Annotated in this window: 16 protein-coding genes and 2 tRNA genes (1 of these 18 running past the window's edge); 8 read left to right on the top strand and 10 right to left on the bottom strand. The window is 51.1% G+C overall.

All coding sequences use genetic code 11. The annotated features are described in order from the left end of the window. Nucleotides 1–374 precede the first annotated feature (374 nt). The 10 genes from BA6348_RS03040 to rpmH form a co-directional block, all read right to left on the bottom strand. Nucleotides 375–935 carry an MgtC/SapB family protein gene (locus tag BA6348_RS03040; RefSeq protein ID WP_005828340.1) on the bottom strand — a complete coding sequence of 187 codons (561 nt, stop codon included), beginning with the start codon at nucleotides 933–935 and terminating at the stop codon, nucleotides 375–377. Between the two features lie 851 nt (nucleotides 936–1,786). Continuing rightward, nucleotides 1,787–2,503 carry a 16S rRNA (guanine(527)-N(7))-methyltransferase RsmG gene (gene rsmG, locus BA6348_RS03035; RefSeq protein WP_007779804.1) on the bottom strand — a complete coding sequence of 239 codons (717 nt, stop codon included), beginning with the start codon at nucleotides 2,501–2,503 and terminating at the stop codon, nucleotides 1,787–1,789. Nucleotides 2,504–2,516: 13 nt separating this feature from the next. Then, nucleotides 2,517–4,415, bottom strand: a complete 1,899-nt coding sequence (mnmG, locus tag BA6348_RS03030; RefSeq protein ID WP_005828336.1) for a tRNA uridine-5-carboxymethylaminomethyl(34) synthesis enzyme MnmG — start codon at nucleotides 4,413–4,415, stop codon at nucleotides 2,517–2,519. A 106-nt stretch (nucleotides 4,416–4,521) separates the two neighbouring features. Continuing rightward, nucleotides 4,522–5,898 (bottom strand): tRNA uridine-5-carboxymethylaminomethyl(34) synthesis GTPase MnmE, encoded by a 1,377-nt coding sequence (mnmE, locus tag BA6348_RS03025; RefSeq protein WP_005828334.1) that lies wholly within the window; start codon nucleotides 5,896–5,898, stop codon nucleotides 4,522–4,524. 345 nt (nucleotides 5,899–6,243) lie between these two features. Continuing rightward, nucleotides 6,244–6,873: an RNA-binding cell elongation regulator Jag/EloR gene (gene jag / locus BA6348_RS03015; RefSeq protein ID WP_005828332.1), complete on the bottom strand. Its 630-nt coding sequence runs from the start codon at nucleotides 6,871–6,873 to the stop codon at nucleotides 6,244–6,246. Continuing rightward, nucleotides 6,870–7,628 carry a membrane protein insertase YidC gene (yidC, locus tag BA6348_RS03010; RefSeq protein ID WP_007779807.1) on the bottom strand — a complete coding sequence of 253 codons (759 nt, stop codon included), beginning with the start codon at nucleotides 7,626–7,628 and terminating at the stop codon, nucleotides 6,870–6,872. Before yidC ends, jag begins: the two co-directional genes overlap by 4 nt. A 37-nt stretch (nucleotides 7,629–7,665) precedes the next feature. After that, the gene (gene yidD / locus BA6348_RS03005) at nucleotides 7,666–7,890 is read right to left on the bottom strand and encodes a membrane protein insertion efficiency factor YidD (protein WP_005828328.1); all 225 of its coding nucleotides are present in this window, start codon (nucleotides 7,888–7,890) and stop codon (nucleotides 7,666–7,668) included. Nucleotides 7,891–7,894: 4 nt separating this feature from the next. After that, nucleotides 7,895–8,263, bottom strand: coding sequence for a ribonuclease P protein component (gene rnpA, locus BA6348_RS03000; RefSeq protein WP_005828326.1), 369 nt, complete (start codon nucleotides 8,261–8,263; stop codon nucleotides 7,895–7,897). Nucleotides 8,264–8,403: 140 nt separating this feature from the next. Continuing rightward, on the bottom strand, nucleotides 8,404–9,372 hold the full coding sequence (locus tag BA6348_RS02995; RefSeq protein ID WP_007779814.1) for a nucleotidyltransferase domain-containing protein: 969 nt from the start codon (nucleotides 9,370–9,372) through the stop codon (nucleotides 8,404–8,406). 162 nt (nucleotides 9,373–9,534) lie between these two features. Next, nucleotides 9,535–9,669 carry a 50S ribosomal protein L34 gene (rpmH, locus tag BA6348_RS02990; RefSeq protein WP_005828322.1) on the bottom strand — a complete coding sequence of 45 codons (135 nt, stop codon included), beginning with the start codon at nucleotides 9,667–9,669 and terminating at the stop codon, nucleotides 9,535–9,537. A gap of 582 nt (nucleotides 9,670–10,251) precedes the next feature. Between rpmH and dnaA the strand changes: the two genes are divergently transcribed. The 8 genes from dnaA to BA6348_RS02945 form a co-directional block, all read left to right on the top strand. Then, nucleotides 10,252–11,613, top strand: a complete 1,362-nt coding sequence (gene dnaA / locus BA6348_RS02980) for a chromosomal replication initiator protein DnaA (protein ID WP_005828320.1) — start codon at nucleotides 10,252–10,254, stop codon at nucleotides 11,611–11,613. 206 nt (nucleotides 11,614–11,819) lie between these two features. Further along, the gene (gene dnaN / locus BA6348_RS02975) at nucleotides 11,820–12,959 is read left to right on the top strand and encodes a DNA polymerase III subunit beta (protein ID WP_005828319.1); all 1,140 of its coding nucleotides are present in this window, start codon (nucleotides 11,820–11,822) and stop codon (nucleotides 12,957–12,959) included. A gap of 48 nt (nucleotides 12,960–13,007) precedes the next feature. Further along, nucleotides 13,008–13,223 (top strand): S4 domain-containing protein YaaA, encoded by a 216-nt coding sequence (gene yaaA, locus BA6348_RS02970; RefSeq protein ID WP_005828317.1) that lies wholly within the window; start codon nucleotides 13,008–13,010, stop codon nucleotides 13,221–13,223. A gap of 16 nt (nucleotides 13,224–13,239) precedes the next feature. Continuing rightward, nucleotides 13,240–14,358 (top strand): DNA replication/repair protein RecF, encoded by a 1,119-nt coding sequence (gene recF, locus BA6348_RS02965; RefSeq protein WP_005828315.1) that lies wholly within the window; start codon nucleotides 13,240–13,242, stop codon nucleotides 14,356–14,358. 9 nt (nucleotides 14,359–14,367) lie between these two features. Further along, entirely contained in the window at nucleotides 14,368–14,655 is a 288-nt protein-coding gene (gene remB, locus BA6348_RS02960) for an extracellular matrix regulator RemB (protein WP_005828313.1), read from the top strand. 8 nt (nucleotides 14,656–14,663) lie between these two features. After that, the gene (gene gyrB, locus BA6348_RS02955; protein WP_369750389.1) at nucleotides 14,664–16,580 is read left to right on the top strand and encodes a DNA topoisomerase (ATP-hydrolyzing) subunit B; all 1,917 of its coding nucleotides are present in this window, start codon (nucleotides 14,664–14,666) and stop codon (nucleotides 16,578–16,580) included. A gap of 225 nt (nucleotides 16,581–16,805) precedes the next feature. Beyond that, a tRNA-Ile gene (locus tag BA6348_RS02950) sits at nucleotides 16,806–16,882 on the top strand. 55 nt (nucleotides 16,883–16,937) lie between these two features. Further along, nucleotides 16,938–16,955, top strand: a tRNA-Ala gene (locus BA6348_RS02945); it runs 58 nt beyond the window's last position.

The following is a 16,955-nucleotide window of genomic DNA, read 5'->3' as shown; positions in this document are numbered from 1 at the left end:
ATGGGACTGATAGAGTCTCCCTATACCGTTAAGTGGATGCTGCTGTCCGGTGTCCACTGTGAAACGAGGCTAGTTCTTCAGAGCTAGTTTCCGTCCCCCTCGCCTTTCAGATCGTTAGCCACTTAACGCAGAAATGCCCCCTTCCTTGCATTCCCCCATTTTCATTGGAGAATTGCGGTCAACACCCGCGAACAAGGTTCCCAAGCACTACACGATGCACTTCCTGCCAGACTCGTATTGCCTATCCGATCGTTTTGAAAAATCCCCTTTGACCTATTGCCATTTTCTCTGTAAATGACTTAGTTTTCTTTTATATTAGTAATTCTGCAAGCTTCGCCCAATTCCTGCTTGGGAAAAACGTTTCACGTGAAACATCAATCGTGATCGTGGTCATAGAAATTGGCTTTGCCACTGTGTTTTCCCCGCTCTTCCCCACCTATGCTCTCATCGGTAGGATGTGAAATCTTGGTGACAGAAAAGAGCTTGGGAAACAACCGATGGAAGTCCAGAGTCAGGTAAGCAAAAAATGCAGCTACAATCGCCGTTATGTACATGCCCGCACTAAACATCAGTCCGATCGCCGACGCCACCCACATCCCGGCCGCAGTCGTCAAGCCTTTCACTGAGCCGTTGAATTTGATGATCGCCCCCGCCCCCAAAAAACCCATGCCCGTAACCACCTGTGCAGCTACCCTGCCGGGATCGTTGTTCACCCCGCTGGATTGAAAGCCGTAAATGGAGGCCAGTCCAAACAGACAAGATCCGAAACAAACGAGGCTGTAAGTCCGAAAGCCAGCTCCTCGTTGCCTGCTCACGTCCTTAATAAAACGCTCCCGCTCCCACCCCATGATGGCTCCCGCCAAAAAGGCAAGGAACAGCCGCAACAAAATAGTCGGAAGCTCCGGTGGAAAAAGGGAAGTCCACGCTTCTTCCATATCTATCATCCTCTCAGAACGGTAATCGTTATCGTCACTGTTACTCGTATGTATATGCGCCCTGAGAGAGCTGCATGCGCCTAAGCGGTAGATTCATTTTGGCGTGTAAGGACTCGAATGTTGGTTGGTCGCGGGTAAAAGGACTTCTCATAAAGGACCGAAGAAGCTTTGGAGGTCGACTGTCCGCTCGCGCAGGCCACGACTACCTCCACCCGAACTCGCCTCTGCTCACGAGAGTAAGTCGCTTCGTTCCAAACGTTCTGCCGTGAGAAAAGAAAACTTCGCCAACCAAGCCAAAACAGCTTATGGGTCCGAATGTCTGGCTGGTGTCTGGCTGGCTGTCCACCTGCCTGCCTGTCTGCCTGTCTGTCTGCCTGCTCGCCCACCCCACAACCACCTACACTCCAATTTTCCTCTCTACACACACATATCCCCTTTAACCTCGCGCTAATCGTTCCTCGCGCACCATAGCCATATAAGAAAAAGAACTTTGACCTAAGCAAAAAAGCCCCAAAAGTTTTCAGGCTGCTTTTCAGACCGCTTTTCAGCCTGTTCCCCAGGCCGCTAGCCACTCTAACTCCCCAAGACCACGCCCGCCTCGCTCAAAAACACCTCCCCACTTACAACACATGCCCACCCCCTCCGTTCCAATCCCACCAATACCGACTTACGCTCTCCCGACCAATAACGACCGATAGCAAAAAAACTCCACCAAAAACCCTTTAACTCCCTTAGCCCCCTAAAACAATAAAAACCACCTTATCCCCGCTCATCTTCCCCTAACTCTCTCTCCACTTCCCAAAACAAAAAAAGACCGCAGCCCCGCTCTGCGATCTTCTCCAATCCTCTTACTATACCAACGGCTTCTTAGCCGGAACCCCCGCCTTGCGCGGATAGTTTTTCGGCGTCGCCTCTATTTTTTCAATGATGACGATGTTGCGCTCCCCTGCGTCCTCCAGCAGTTGGAACGTCTCCACCTTTCGCGTTTTGCCGCCCAACGTTTTGATCGCCTTTTTCGCTTCGTTCAGCTCAGTCGTAATATCTGCCCCTTTGAGAGCGATAAAATGGCCCTTCGGCTGGGCAAATGGCAGACAAAATTCAGCCAGCAAGTTCAGCCGTGCCACAGCGCGGGCAACTACGAGATCGAACTGCTCGCGATAGCCGGCCTCTTGTCCGCGATCCTCTGCCCGTCCATGGACGGGATGAACATCTGCCAGCCCCAATTCGCTCGCCACATGCTGCAAAAAGCTCATGCGCTTGTTCAGCGAATCAATAATCGTCATTTTCAGATGCGGGAAGCAAATTTTCAGCGGGATGCTCGGGAAGCCGGCACCGCCGCCAATATCTACGACCGACTTTACCTGGTCAAAAGGGAAGTAAAAGGCAGGCGTGATCGAATCGTAAAAGTGCTTGATGTACACTTGCCCCTCTTCGGTAATGCCCGTCAGATTCATTTTCTCGTTCCATTCCACAAGCAGACGGAAAAATTGGTCAAACTGCTCCTTCTGACGATCCGTTAACGAAATGCCTTGCGCTGCGAGAGCCTCGGCAAACTGTTCTTTGGTCATTTAGCTGATCTCCTTACTCCGCTGCACCTGCGCGTTTATACTCCAGATACACCATCAAAACGGAAATGTCTGCAGGAGTTACCCCTGCGATGCGCGCCGCTTGCCCGATGTTCAAAGGACGGATTTTGGACATATTTTCCCGGGACTCTTTGGACAAGCCGGAAATCTGATGGTAGTCGATGTCTGCCGGAATGCGGCGTTCCTCCATCTTTTTCATCCGTTCGACCTGCTGCAAAGACTTTTTAATGTAGCCGTCGTATTTGATCTGGATTTCTACCTGCTCTTTCACTTCCTCCGGCAACGCTTGCGGCGCGGGAACCATCGCTTCGATATGGCTATAAGTCAGCTCCGGGCGGCGCAGCAGTTGCGCCAGCTCAATCACTTCTGTCAGTTCTGGCGAGCCCGCTGCACGCAACACTTCCTGTACATGCTCCATGTCGGGACGCACGCGCGTATTTTCCACGCGCTCCTTTTCCTGCTCGATCAAGCGGCGTTTTTCGGTAAAACGCTTGTAGCGTTCTTCGCTAATCAAGCCGATTTCGTAGCCGATGTCGGTCAGACGCAGGTCGGCATTGTCATGACGCAAAAGCAGACGATACTCGGCGCGGGAAGTAAGCAGACGATAAGGCTCATGTGTCCCTTTTGTCACCAGGTCGTCGATCAAAACGCCAATGTACGCCTCTTCCCGGCCCAAAATGACTGGCGGTTTGCCCTGAACCCGGCGCGCTGCGTTGATGCCCGCCATCAGCCCTTGGCCCGCTGCCTCTTCATACCCCGAAGTTCCGTTGATTTGACCGGCCGTAAACAGGCCAGGCAATTTTTTCGTTTCCAAAGACGGCCACAGTTGCGTCGGCACAATCGAATCGTACTCGATCGCATAGCCTGGGCGCATCATTTTGACTTCTTCCATCCCCGCCATCGAACGCAGCATCGACAATTGCACGTCTTCCGGCAAGCTTGTAGACAAGCCCTGCACGTACATTTCTTCCGTATTCCGCCCTTCCGGCTCCAGGAAGATTTGATGGCGCGGTTTGTCGTTAAAGCGCACGACTTTGTCCTCAATAGACGGGCAGTAACGCGGTCCGGTCCCTTCGATCATGCCCGAGTACATCGGAGCACGGTGCAGGTTCGAATTGATGAGCCCGTGCGTCTCCTCATTGGTATATGTCAGCCAGCAAGGCAACTGGTCCATGATAAACTCCGTTGTTTCATACGAAAAGGCGCGTGGCACCGAGTCTCCAGGCTGAATCTCCATTTTGGAAAAATCGACGCTGTTTTTGTGCACGCGCGGAGGCGTACCTGTCTTGAAGCGCGTCATTTCAAAGCCGAGTTCTTTCAGATGATGGGCCAGGCGAATCGACGGACGCATGTTGTTCGGGCCGCTCTCGTACTGCAAATCGCCGAGAATGATTTTTCCGCGCAAATACGTTCCGGTCGTCAAAACAACCGATTTTGCCTTGTACCGCGCCCCTGTCTGGGTGATAACCCCTACACAGACACCGTCCTCGACGAGCAGCTCCTCTACCATCGCTTGACGGAGGATCAAATTTGGCGTATTTTCAATCGTTTTTTTCATTTCATGCTGATAGGCGAATTTGTCCGCCTGCGCGCGCAAAGCATGTACAGCAGGACCTTTTCCCGTATTGAGCATGCGCATTTGAATGTGCGTTTTATCGGTATTGCGTCCCATTTCGCCGCCGAGGGCATCCAGCTCCCGCACGACGTGGCCTTTTGCCGGTCCACCTACCGACGGGTTGCACGGCATGTACGCAACAGCGTCCAGGTTGATCGTCAAAAGCAACGTGCTGCAGCCCATGCGCGCCGCCGCCAAAGCCGCTTCACAGCCGGCATGACCTGCCCCGATTACGATGACGTCAAACGAGCCCGCTTCATACGCAGGTACAACGTTCATTTTTGTTTTCCCCCTTACTCGTGAGTGACTCTCTCGCACACGACTTCCTTTTAAACAGGACGATGTGTCCTCCAAATACTTCTATGCTGCGTCCATTTCGCTTCGATTACTTGCCCAGACAAAACTGAGAGAAAATCTGGTCGATCAAATCTTCGCCGACACTCTCCCCAATCACTTCGCCGAGCAGCTCCCACGACTTTTTGATGTCGATCTGGATCATGTCGACAGGCATCAAATCATCAATTCCGGCCAGCGCCTCGTCAATCGCTTTTTCAGCCTGGCGAAGCAGTTGAATATGACGGGCATTGCTCACATAGGTCAAATCATCCTGCTGCACGCGTCCACTGAAGAAAATGTCCCCGATCGCCTGCTCCAGCAAGTCGATCCCCTTCTCCTCACGCGCGGAGGTCATGATAAGCGGCTGCTGCGGGAAATGACGCTTGATCTCTTCCAGGTCCACTTTTTGCGGCAAGTCGAACTTGTTTACGATCACGATGACCTGAAAGCCTTTTGCCGCTTCAAAAATCGCATAGTCGTCAGCCGTGAGCGGCTCATTGTAATTGACGACGAGCAGAACAAGATCAGCCTTTTGCAAAAGCTGACGCGATTTTTCCACCCCGATTTTCTCCACGATATCTTCCGTATCGCGAATCCCTGCCGTATCAATGAGACGCAGAGGAACCCCGCGCACGTTGACGTACTCTTCAATCACGTCACGAGTCGTTCCGGCCACATCGGTGACGATTGCTTTTTCCTCCTGAACGAGACTGTTCAGAAGAGAGGACTTTCCTACATTCGGCCGCCCGATAATCGCCGTAGACAAGCCTTCGCGCAATATTTTCCCTTGCTTGGCTGTCTGCAAAAGCCGCTGAATCTCGCCTTTTACCTCCTGGCATTTTCCGCGCAGGAAGTTTTGCGTAAACTCCTCGACGTCATGCTCGGGATAGTCCAGCGTTACTTCTATATGCGCCATGGCTTCAATCAAATTTTGGCGCAACTGTCGAATGAGCCGCGACAGCTTGCCCTCTACCTGGTTCAAAGCCACCTTCATCGCTCTGTCTGTTTTCGCCCGGATCAAATCAATCACGGCCTCAGCCTGAGACAAATCGACGCGTCCGTTTAAAAACGCACGCTTCGTAAATTCGCCCGGCTCCGCCAGTCTGGCGCCGTTATCCAGAATCAGCTCCAACACCTTTTCAACGGACACGATTCCTCCGTGGCAGTTTACCTCCACTACATCCTCTCGCGTGAACGTACGCGGAGCCTTCATCACAGACACAAGCACCTCTTCCACCCGTTCACCCGTTTCTGGATCGTATAGGTGACCGTAGTGAATCGTATGGCTATCCACTGTGGACAACCGCTGTTTTCCTTTATATATCTTATCCACAACGTCGATCGCTTCCGCACCGCTTACCCGAATGACGGCGATGCCGCCTTCGCCCATCGGTGTCGCAACCGCTGCTATTGTATCGAATTTCATGACCTTCACCTCAAGCTTTCCAATCAGACAAGTCAGCCACTAACTTACTAGCTTAACAGATCGCCCTGAAAAATTCCAAATGAAAGTGCAAATTTTGCACGCTCTCCTTCCCCAACCAGAAAAAGCAACCCCGCCGTCCAAGGTTGCTGTCCGTTCTCGTTATCCACAGTATGATCTTTTTGCGAAAAGCTCAACCCTTCCCGCGCTTATCCACAGTGGACAACTGTTTTTGGCGGCCACGCTGCAAGCGCGCACGTCGCAATTTGTCGATTTTCCTCGCTCTCGCGCCCGCTCCAACTGGCGAACCGTTCTCCGTCTATTTCGAGCGAAGCCAAAAAAAGAAGCCTAACGAGAGGCTTCTTTCGGTGCAATGACGATATATCGGTTTGGCTCGTCTCCTTCGCTGAAGGTGACGACATCCGCTCTTTTTTGCAGGAAGGCGTGAATTACTTTGCGCTCCGCGGCTGACATCGGCTCCAGCCGCACGTCCCGCCTGGTCGACAGAGCCTTTTTCGCGACACGGTCAGCGAGCTGCTCCAATGTTTCCTTGCGGCGCATCCTGTAATTTTCCGCATCCAAGGTGATGCGTACATGTTTGTCCGCATGACGGTTCGCTACGACGTTTACGAGATACTGTAAGGAATCCAGAGTTTGCCCTCTGCGGCCAATGATAATTCCCAGGTTGCTGCCCTGGATATCAAACAGGATGCCCTCTTCATTAGTACGAGTCTCCACTTTGGCGTTCACCTTCATGTTAGACAAAACATCTTGAAGAAAGTCACGTCCCTGTGCAACCGGGTCAAAATGAAATTCCACTTCCACTTTGGCGTCCTTGGCCCCAATCAGTCCAAAAAGGCCCCTGCTCGGCTCCTCCAGAACGCGGATACTCGCCTTTTCACGCGGTACACCCAATTCCAGCAAAGCTTTTTGCACAGCATCGTCTATCGTTTTTGCCGTAGCTACCACCTTTTTCACTTGGAGGTTCCCTCCTTGGGAGTAAGCTTATTGCCTTTATCACGATACAGGAAGTACGTTTGTACGATGGTAAACAGGTTGCCGTAAACCCAGTACAGAGACAGCGCAGATGGCAATGTGACGGCGATGGCCAAAATCATCAGCGGCATCATGACCAGCATCATTTGCATTTGCGGGTTGCCCTGTGTCGCTTGTCCCATCATTTTCGACTGCAAGTACGTCGTAATCGCAGCGATGATCGGCAAGATGTAGTACGGGTCTTTTTCACCCAAAGTCAGCCAGAGGAACGTTTGCGTCTTGATTTCCTCCGTCCGGATGATGGCATGGTAAAAGGCGATCAGGATAGGCATTTGCACCAGCATCGGCAAGCAACCCGCGAGTGGATTGACGCCGTTTTTCTGGAAGACAGCCATTGTTTCCTGTTGCGCTTTTTGCGGATCGTTTTTATACTTCTCACGAATTTTTTGCATCTCCGGTTGAAGCTCTTGCATTTTCTTGGAGCTCTTGATTTGCTTAACCATCAATGGCAGCACAATCAAACGGATGATGACTGTCGCTACCAGGATACCGAAACCGTAGTTGTCTCCAAGCACCAAAGCGCTTTCTTTAATCAACCAGGACAAGGGATATACGAGATACTTGTCCCAGAAGCCGGTTGCGTCAGGGCCGATAGGCTCAGCAGTCGCCGGGTTACAGCCTGACAGCACAAGAACCAGCATAGTCAGCATTAGCATGCTGAGGGTACGTCTACTCAAGGGTGATCCTCCTTTTCCCCGCTTCAATGAGGTATGCTTATTTGCGTTGATCCGGAACTGGATCAAACCCGCCCGGGTGGAACGGATGACATTTCAGGATGCGACGAAGAGCCAGCCAGCCTCCACGCCACGCCCCAAACCGGCGAACCGATTCGATAGCGTAGTGCGAGCAGGTGGGCGCGAATCTGCATGTAGGAGGTTTCAGCGGAGAAATAAACAACTGGTATCCGCGGATCAACCAAACCATGACTTTCGCAATCATCGTTTCACCCTCTTTTTCCATTATGTACGGGTGCCCGTTTGATTACTTTGGCGCGCTTCATCACGTGCAACAGAGATTGCTCAATGGCTTCAAGCGACATGGCTTCCACTCCCGGACGGGCGATGATGACAAGATCGAGGCCGAGTGGAATGTCTGACTCCAGCCGCGCTACCGCTTCGCGAATCAGCCGTTTGACTCTGTTGCGGATAACAGCGTTACCAATTTTTTTGCTGACAGAAATTCCGGCGCGAAAAGCAGCCTGTCCCTCTTGTTTGGCTGAATACAGGACAAATTGCTTGTTGGCAGCCGAAGTTCCTCGTTGAAACACTGCTTGAAAGTGCTCATTTTTTTTGAGCCGGTGTGAACGATGCAAGGTAAACAACCCCTAACATCACAATTATAGTAGAAAACGTAAACAGCATCTACCAGTATATCCTTGTTTCGTCCACTTTTTTCCCAAAGTCTGCGCACTTTGTGCGAAAATCAAAAAACACCAGGGAAAATCAGGGAAAATTAGTCTATTTTTGCGATCAGCTCGGCCTTTGCCCTGCGCAGCTCAGAGACTCCCAGCTCATCCATCTGGAAAAAACCAAGTTCCAAAAGCGCCTCGCCCAACTCGGGCGGCAGCTCTCCCCAATGCTCCTCCCACCAGTTGCCCTCGTCCGTGCTGGAATACAGCCACACGGCCTCGGAAAACAGCAGAAAGCCCGCCTCTACGTACTGGCCTTGTCGCAGCAGCCTGTCGATCTTTCGCTTCAATAGAACGTCATTCTCTGCTCCCAGCGAAAACGTCTCCTGACCGCGGCGCGTTTTCAAATGGGCACGATAGGCCGCAAGCACCGCCAGCCCATCCATGAGCGCCTCTTTTGTCTGATACGTCTCCGCAAAACACTGCTCAAGCGCTGTCCATTCGCCCAGCTCCCGCAGCAACTGATACAGCGCACGATCGCTGAGCTTTCCATGCGAAACGCAAGCGATCAGTTGCAAAGCTTCCAACCAGCCGGCCCACTCAAGCAGGGCAACTGAATAAAAGCGTCCTTCTGCAAGCGCCTCATCTCCGCTCCGCTCATACGCCGCAATCGCCGCCTTCACCTGGCCAATCATCTTTTGCCGAGCCTCTTCCGATTCGAGGTAATCTTGCATCTGCACAAACCAGCCCGCAAAACGAGCCGTGGGATCGGCAATCAGCCGGGCCTCCTGCAAATACCGCCACGCCCACGGGTTGGCACGCACGTCCTCTATCGTCGGCACTGAATGCACGTGAAGCTGAATCAGTTGCCCGCGAAACTGGCGGTTTTCACTTCGATGTTCAGAGGCTCCCTCCATGAACACATTCAGGTCGAGATCGCTGAAGGCGTCTGCCTCCCCCCTCCCGACCGAACCGCCCGCATAGGCGCATACCATCCCCGAAAGCGATAGCTGCTCGACAAAGTCACGGCCCAACTCAATAAAAAAGTCGGTTTCATCCTTATAAGGCTTCATCGGTTCCTCCCGCTCTTTGCTATGCTGCAAGAGCCTTTCCATAGCTAGGTAATGATTCTCCCCCAAGAAAGGTTCCACATCGCGGTTAGACTTCCTCTTCACACCTTAAAAAGAATTTTCCGACATCATTGCGCAAACAAAAAGGCCACTGGAAATGTGGCCTTACGCGGAAAGAACTTTTCTACCTTTTTGACGACGAGCAGCCAAAATTTTACGGCCGTTTTTTGTGCTCATGCGCTTACGGAATCCATGATCCTTTTTGCGCTTGCGATTGTTAGGATTAAAAGATGGTTTCATTTCGTATTACACCTCCGTCTCGCACAGACATTCTTTTGCATTATAAGGACATATAGTAAAAAAGTCAAGCGACAGTGGAATTTCGTTACCAAGGCAAATATCCCCATAAAACTATTTCCCGGATCTGTGGATATCATCTTATCCACAAAAGCAGATTTCGACAAGTTTATCTACAGCTTGTACACAAAATATAGATATGTGAATATGTGCCTGGTACCAGTGGTTGTGTTTGTGGATAAGTATGAAAAAACCATTGATGCCATGCCTTATATCTGTTATTATGTTTTTGTTTTGAAGCGTGAATAACTCCGATAGGCTAATCGGTTTTTCCACAGGGTGTGGATAAGTTTGTGGACAGATTCCTTCCTATGTGTATGTCGTTACTCACAGGGATGCGGATAACCGTCTGCTTTTTTTCTCTTCTACGAGCGGAATCCCTATTTTTCGACTTTTTTTATCCACAGTCGCTGTAAACGACCGTGTTGACAATTGGGTCACACATATGAGGTTTTTTGCAATTGCTATCGTTTGTTTCTTATCGGTGATTTTATTTTTCGGACGGCCCAAAAGGAGGGATTCTGGTTGGATGCAGCGATTAGCGAACTATGGCGCAAAGTTCTCGCCAAGATAGAAAAATCGCTAAGCAAACCAAGTTTTGATACCTGGCTCAAAGCGACGAGAGCAACAACCTTGGAAGAAGATGCACTGATCGTCGTCGCGCCCAACGACTTTGCGAGGGATTGGCTTGAAACCAGGTACGCTCAACTGATTACCGATACACTATATGAAGTGACAGGTATCAATATGAAGGTAAAATTCGTCGCCCTGCAAAATCAGGACGCCGCATTTGCCGAAGAACAACCAGCCCCGCGGGTGAAAATGAGCGCTCCGCCCTCAGCAGCGGATGACCAGCCACCCAGCATTTTAAATCCCAAGTACACCTTTGACACCTTCGTCATCGGTGCCGGGAACCGATTCGCTCACGCCGCTTCGCTTGCGGTCGCTGAAGCTCCTGCTAAAGCTTACAATCCTCTCTTCATTTACGGAGGAGTCGGACTTGGCAAAACCCACTTGATGCACGCAATTGGCCATTATGTCATTCAACACAATCCATCGGCGAAAGTGGTCTATTTGTCGTCAGAGAAGTTCACCAATGAATTCATCAACTCTATTCGCGACAACAAGGCCGTCGAATTCCGCAATAAGTACCGGAGTGTAGACGTTCTTTTAATTGATGATATTCAGTTTTTGGCAGGCAAGGAATCGACGCAGGAAGAGTTTTTCCATACGTTTAATGCCCTGCACGAAGAAAGCAAGCAGATCATTATCTCCTCTGACCGGCCTCCCAAGGAGATTCCGACTCTGGAGGATCGTCTGCGCTCCCGCTTTGAATGGGGACTCATTACCGACATTCAGCCGCCAGATTTGGAAACGCGGATTGCCATTTTGCGCAAAAAGGCAAAAGCTGAGAATCTCGACATCCCGAATGAGGTAATGGCGTACATCGCGAACCAGATCGACAGCAACATCCGCGAGCTGGAAGGCGCCCTGATCCGCGTCGTGGCTTACTCTTCGCTGATTAATCGCGACATTGATACGCAGTTGGCCGCTGAAGCGCTGAAAGACATCATTCCGTCTTCTCGCCCTCGCGTCATTACGATCATGGACATCCAGCGCGCAGTCGGAGAAGCCTTTAGCCTCAAGCTGGAAGACTTCAAGGCGAAAAAGCGAACCAAAACCGTCGCTTTTCCGCGGCAAATTGCCATGTATTTGTCTCGCGAGCTGACAGATGCCTCTTTGCCGAAAATCGGGGACGAATTTGGCGGACGCGACCATACGACCGTCATTCACGCACACGAAAAAATCTCTCGGGCGCTGGCAAGCGACCCGCAGATGCAGACTACGATTCAGTCGCTCATTGAAAAGTTAAAAGCAAACCATTAAACCTGTGCATAACGCAAAAAGCCTATACACAACTTACCCACATGTGTATAGGCTATCTTTTACGTTATCAATCCACATATCCACAAATCCACAGGCCCTATTACTACTTCTGTTTAAAAAGATTTATCCTAATAAGATATGATAAAGACGCAGCCATTATGCATAGCCACTTAAAAAATGGCGCAGATAGAGGGAGGATCACGTTGATGCATATTACCGTTCAGCGAGACAAGCTGTCTAACGCCGTGTCACATGTCAGCAAAGCGGTTTCCAGCAGAACCACCATTCCGATTTTGACAGGGATTAAGATAAAGACGGATGATGAGGGACTTACTCTGACTGCAAGCGATTCGGATGTATCCATCGAGGTGCAGATTCCTTTGGAAGAAGCGGGAGAATGGGGAGTAACGATCCATCAGCATGGGAGCATTGTTTTGACAGCGCGCATTTTCAGCGAAATCGTGCGCAAGCTGCCAAGCAATGAGATTCACATTCAGGTAGACGACCGTCTCGTTACGCAAATCCGTTCGGGACAAGCCGAATTCACCATTAACGGAATGGATGCCAGCGAGTATCCTCAACTGCCGCATCTGGAAGAAGACAAAGTTTTCAGCGTTCCCTGTGACTTGCTGAAAGCCATGATCCGGCAAACCGTTTTTGGCGTCTCTACTTCCGAAATGCGTCCGATCTTGACTGGACTCATGTGGTCCCTGGAACAAGGCAAGCTGCGCTTTGTCGCTACTGACAGTCACCGTCTGGCCAGCCGTACTGCGATGGTAGAATGCCCGGAAGACTTGTCCTTCCACAACGTAGTCGTGCCAGGAAAAAGCTGCAACGAACTGGTGAAAATTCTCGATGACGACCAAAACCCGGCTGACATCGTCGTAGCCGACAATCAGATTTTGGTGAAGTCCAAGCACATTCTGTTCTATTCCCGTCTGCTGGAAGGAACTTACCCGGACACGACCAGAATCATCCCGCAAGGCAGCAAAACCGAGATTACCGTCAGCACCAAGGAATTTTTGCAATCAATTGAGCGCGCTTCCTTGCTCAGCCGCGAAGGCAAATCGAACGTGGTCAAGCTGGTTACATTGCCGGACGGCAGCGTGGAGATCACTTCCAACGCACCGGAAATCGGTAAAGTTACGGACATTTTGACGCCAAAAGCCACGAACGGCGAAGAGCTGAAGATTTCCTTCAACGCGAAGTACATGATTGACGCCTTGCGTGCGATCGACAGCGCCGAGATCAAAGCCAGCTTTACCGGCCCGATGAGTCCGTTCGTGATTCGTCCGACAGACCACGACTGGATGCTGCATTTGATCCTGCCAGTCCGTACTTACTAGGTCTTTTTCGTAAAAAAGTTCTTTTTCGTAAAAGAAAGGAGCCAAACCATGCGTGAGGTTTCCATCAACACCGAATACATTGCGCTCGGCCAATTTTTGAAGCTGGCTGACGTCATTGACACAGGCGGCATGGCTAAAGCGTTTTTGGCAGAAGTGCCGATCAAGATCAATGGCGAGTTGGACAACCGGCGCGGCCGCAAGCTATATCCTGGCGATGAAGTGGCGATTGAAGGCCATGGCCGCTTTCAAGTGGTACGCCGCTGAGAGGAGAGCGTGATTCTTGTTTCTCAAGAACCTGTCGCTAACCAACTATCGCAACTACCAATCCTTGTCCTTGGATTTTGACGGACCGATCCAGTTGTTCATCGGGAACAACGCCCAAGGGAAAACCAATGCACTCGAGTCGATATACGTTCTGGCTCTGGCCAAATCCCACCGCACGCCCCGAGACAAGGAGCTGATTGCGTGGGATGCCGATTACGCCACGATCCGTAGCGATGTTCTTCGTCGCTACGGTTCTGTTCGTTTGGAGCTGCAGTTGACAACCAAGGGAAAGCGGGCCAAAATCAACGGAATGGAGCAGCAAAAGCTGAGCGCCTACGTGGGAGCTTTGAACGTAGTCATGTTTGCGCCGGAGGACCTGTCCATTGTAAAAGGAGCGCCTGCCCAGCGTAGGCGTTTCATTGACATGGAAATTGGCCAAGTTTCGCCCACCTATCTGTATTATTTGAGCAACTACAACAAGGTGCTGGCTCAGCGGAACCAACTGCTGAAGGACTTGGCGATGAAAAAAAGCCATTCGCTGGAAATGCTGGCAATTTGGAATACCCAACTGGCCGATTTAGCGGTAAAATTGTTGAGGAAGCGATTTGAGTTTCTGCGCAAGCTGGAGGTGTGGGCGCAGGAGATCCACACCGGCATTACCAACGGCAGGGAAATGCTTTCTTTGCATTACGTGAACTCATCGCCCGTTACGGATGAAATGTCGGCAGAGCAAGCGGTTGAAAAAATGCTGGCTGCCTATGAAGAGGTTCGCGACCGGGAAATTATGCGCGGAAGCACGCTGATCGGACCGCACCGCGATGATTTTTCACTCAAAGTGAACAACATGGATGTCCAGACGTACGGTTCGCAAGGGCAGCAGCGCACGAGCGCCCTGTCCATCAAATTGGCCGAAATTGAGCTGATTAAAGAAGAAGTCGGGGAATACCCCGTTCTTTTGTTGGATGATGTCTTGTCAGAGTTGGATGAACATCGGCAAACCCTGCTGCTCGAAACCATTCAGGATCGGGTTCAGACGTTTGTAAGCACGACAGGTGTGGAAGGCTTAAAGCATCAGGTTCTCCAGCAAGCCTCTCGGTTTTACGTGAAGGAAGGGACAATCTCGGGAGAAAGGTAGGGGTCAGGGATGTTTATTCACATTGGTGGAGATACTGTGGTGAGCACTAAGGAAGTTATTTCCATCCTCGACCATCAAACCGTGAAATCCTCGAAGGTCAACAAGGCTTTCCTGGAGGAAAAGCGGAAAACGATTGTCGATCACAGCGTGGAAGAAACAAAATCTTATGTAATCACCCAGGACGCCATTTACTGTTCACCTATTTCTTCTCTGACGCTAAAGCGACGCGCTCAGTTCGTGGACAGCTTGGATCAGTTTCCCTTTGTACAAGCTGAAGTGGAGGAGTTGACAGAGTAGTGGATCAAGTGACGACGAACGATACAAACTATGATGCGAGTCAGATTCAGGTTCTGGAAGGTCTGGAAGCTGTTCGGAAACGTCCCGGCATGTATATCGGCTCGACCAGCAGCCGCGGTTTGCATCACCTGGTATGGGAGATTGTCGACAATGCTATCGACGAAGCGCTTGCCGGTTATTGCGACAACATCTTGGTGGTCATTCATCCGGACAACTCCGTATCTGTAACTGATAACGGCCGGGGAATCCCGACCGGCATCCATGAAAAAACCGGAAAATCAACCGTTGAGACGGTTTTGACTGTCCTGCACGCCGGCGGAAAATTCGGCGGTGGCGGATACAAAGTCTCCGGCGGTCTGCACGGGGTAGGTAGCTCGGTAGTGAACGCGCTATCTGAATGGATGGAAGTAGAAGTAAAGCAAAACAACAAAATTCACTATATGCGCTTTACAGTCGGAACGCCTGATGCTGATCTTGCCGTCATTGGCGAGACAGAGGAGACGGGAACAAAAGTCACCTTCAAGCCAGATCCGACGATTTTTACGGAAACGACTGTTTTTGAATACGACGTTTTGCAAAAACGTATTCGCGAGCTCGCCTTCCTCAACAAAGGGCTGCGCATTACGCTGAAGGATACGCGCCCGGACCAGGAGCGAGAAGAATCGTTCCACTATGAGGGCGGTATCGTACAGTTCGTGGAATACTTGAATAAAAACCGGGAACCGTTGCACGAAGAGGTCATTTACTGCGAGGGCGAAAAAGACGGCCTTTTCGTTGAGGTTGCTCTGCAGTACAACGACAGCTATGTGAGCAACATCTACTCGTTCGCCAACAACATCAACACGCATGAGGGCGGAACGCACGAAACAGGCTTCAAGACAGCTCTTACCCGTGTCATTAACGACTACAGCCGCAAATTCAATCTCCTGAAGGAAAAAGATCCGAACCTCTCCGGCGATGACGTGCGCGAAGGGATTACGGCGATCATTTCCGTGAAGATTCAGGAGCCGCAGTTTGAAGGGCAGACGAAAACCAAGCTCGGCAATTCGGAAGCGCGCAGCATTACCGAATCTGTCTTTGGCGATCGCTTCAGCACCTTTATGGAGGAAAATCCGGGCGTAGCGAAAAAAGTGGTGGAGAAAGCCCTGATGGCTTCCCGTGCTCGTGAAGCAGCGCGGAAAGCCCGTGAAATGACTCGCCGTAAAAGTGCGCTCGAAGTCAGCGCTTTGCCGGGTAAATTGGCGGACTGCTCTTCGAAGGACGCTTCGGAATCTGAACTGTTCATCGTTGAGGGGGACTCCGCGGGCGGTTCTGCGAAGTCCGGCCGCGATCGCCATTTCCAGGCCATTCTTCCTTTGCGTGGAAAAGTGCTGAACGTAGAGAAAGCGCGCTTGGACAAAATTCTCGGCAACAACGAGATTCGCATGATTATTACTGCGCTCGGCACCGGGGTAGGCGAAGATTTTGACATTACAAAAGCGCGCTACCACAAAGTTGTGATTATGACGGACGCGGACGTGGACGGCTCGCATATTCGCACGCTGCTGCTGACGTTCTTCTACCGTTACATGCGTCAGCTCATCGAAGCGGGGTACATTTATATCGCGCAGCCGCCGCTCTACAGCATCAAGCAAGGCAAGACGCTGCATTACGCGTATAACGACAAGCAGCGCGATGAAATACTCGCGACCCTCAAGGCTACACCGAAGCCAAGCGTCCAGCGCTACAAAGGGTTGGGCGAGATGAATGCTGACCAATTGTGGGAGACGACAATGGACCCTGCCATGCGCACGCTCCTGCAAGTGAACCTGGAAGACGCCATGGAAGCAGACATGGTGTTTGAGACGCTCATGGGCGACGAAGTAGAGCCGCGCAGGGAGTTTATCGAGCAACACGCGGCATCTGTAAGGGATTTGGACATTTAAGCTTTGAAATAGATTCGGTATATGGCAAGAAGGCTCAGCGATCCAGGCGGTATGAAAATGGCTTCAACAGGCGGTTTGCGCTGAACGAAGCTATTATTTTGCTGAGCTTTGGATAGCTGAGTCTGCCTTCTTGCAAAAAAATTCACTGCCGCACGATAAAAAAATCAAAAATTCTATTGCAATGAATTAAAATGTATGCTAGATTAAAGATCCAGGAAGTGATACGGGCCTATAGCTCAGTTGGTTAGAGCGCACGCCTGATAAGCGTGAGGTCGGCTGTTCGAGTCAGCCTAGGCCCACCACTTATACAAGGCGATAGCGCCGGATGCGACATCGCTTCTCCATTTTTTGGAAAATGGGGCTGTAGCTCAGTTG

The organism is Brevibacillus agri, from assembly GCF_004117055.1.
GTDB classification, from domain to species: Bacteria; Bacillota; Bacilli; order Brevibacillales; family Brevibacillaceae; genus Brevibacillus; species Brevibacillus agri.
Note: the sequence above shows the minus strand (reverse complement) of the source record. Positions and strands in the feature narration are given on the sequence as shown.

Coding starts and splice junctions, on each gene's coding strand:
- BA6348_RS03040 (WP_005828340.1), bottom strand. CDS start 935: ATGGAAGAAGCGTGGACTTCCCTTTTTCCACCGGAGCTTCCGACTATT.
- rsmG (WP_007779804.1), bottom strand. CDS start 2,503: ATGACCAAAGAACAGTTTGCCGAGGCTCTCGCAGCGCAAGGCATTTCG.
- mnmG (WP_005828336.1), bottom strand. CDS start 4,415: ATGAACGTTGTACCTGCGTATGAAGCGGGCTCGTTTGACGTCATCGTA.
- mnmE (WP_005828334.1), bottom strand. CDS start 5,898: ATGAAATTCGATACAATAGCAGCGGTTGCGACACCGATGGGCGAAGGC.
- yidD (WP_005828328.1), bottom strand. CDS start 7,890: ATGATTGCGAAAGTCATGGTTTGGTTGATCCGCGGATACCAGTTGTTT.
- BA6348_RS02995 (WP_007779814.1), bottom strand. CDS start 9,372: ATGAAGCCTTATAAGGATGAAACCGACTTTTTTATTGAGTTGGGCCGT.
- rpmH (WP_005828322.1), bottom strand. CDS start 9,669: ATGAAACCATCTTTTAATCCTAACAATCGCAAGCGCAAAAAGGATCAT.
- dnaN (WP_005828319.1), top strand. CDS start 11,820: ATGCATATTACCGTTCAGCGAGACAAGCTGTCTAACGCCGTGTCACAT.
- yaaA (WP_005828317.1), top strand. CDS start 13,008: ATGCGTGAGGTTTCCATCAACACCGAATACATTGCGCTCGGCCAATTT.
- remB (WP_005828313.1), top strand. CDS start 14,368: ATGTTTATTCACATTGGTGGAGATACTGTGGTGAGCACTAAGGAAGTT.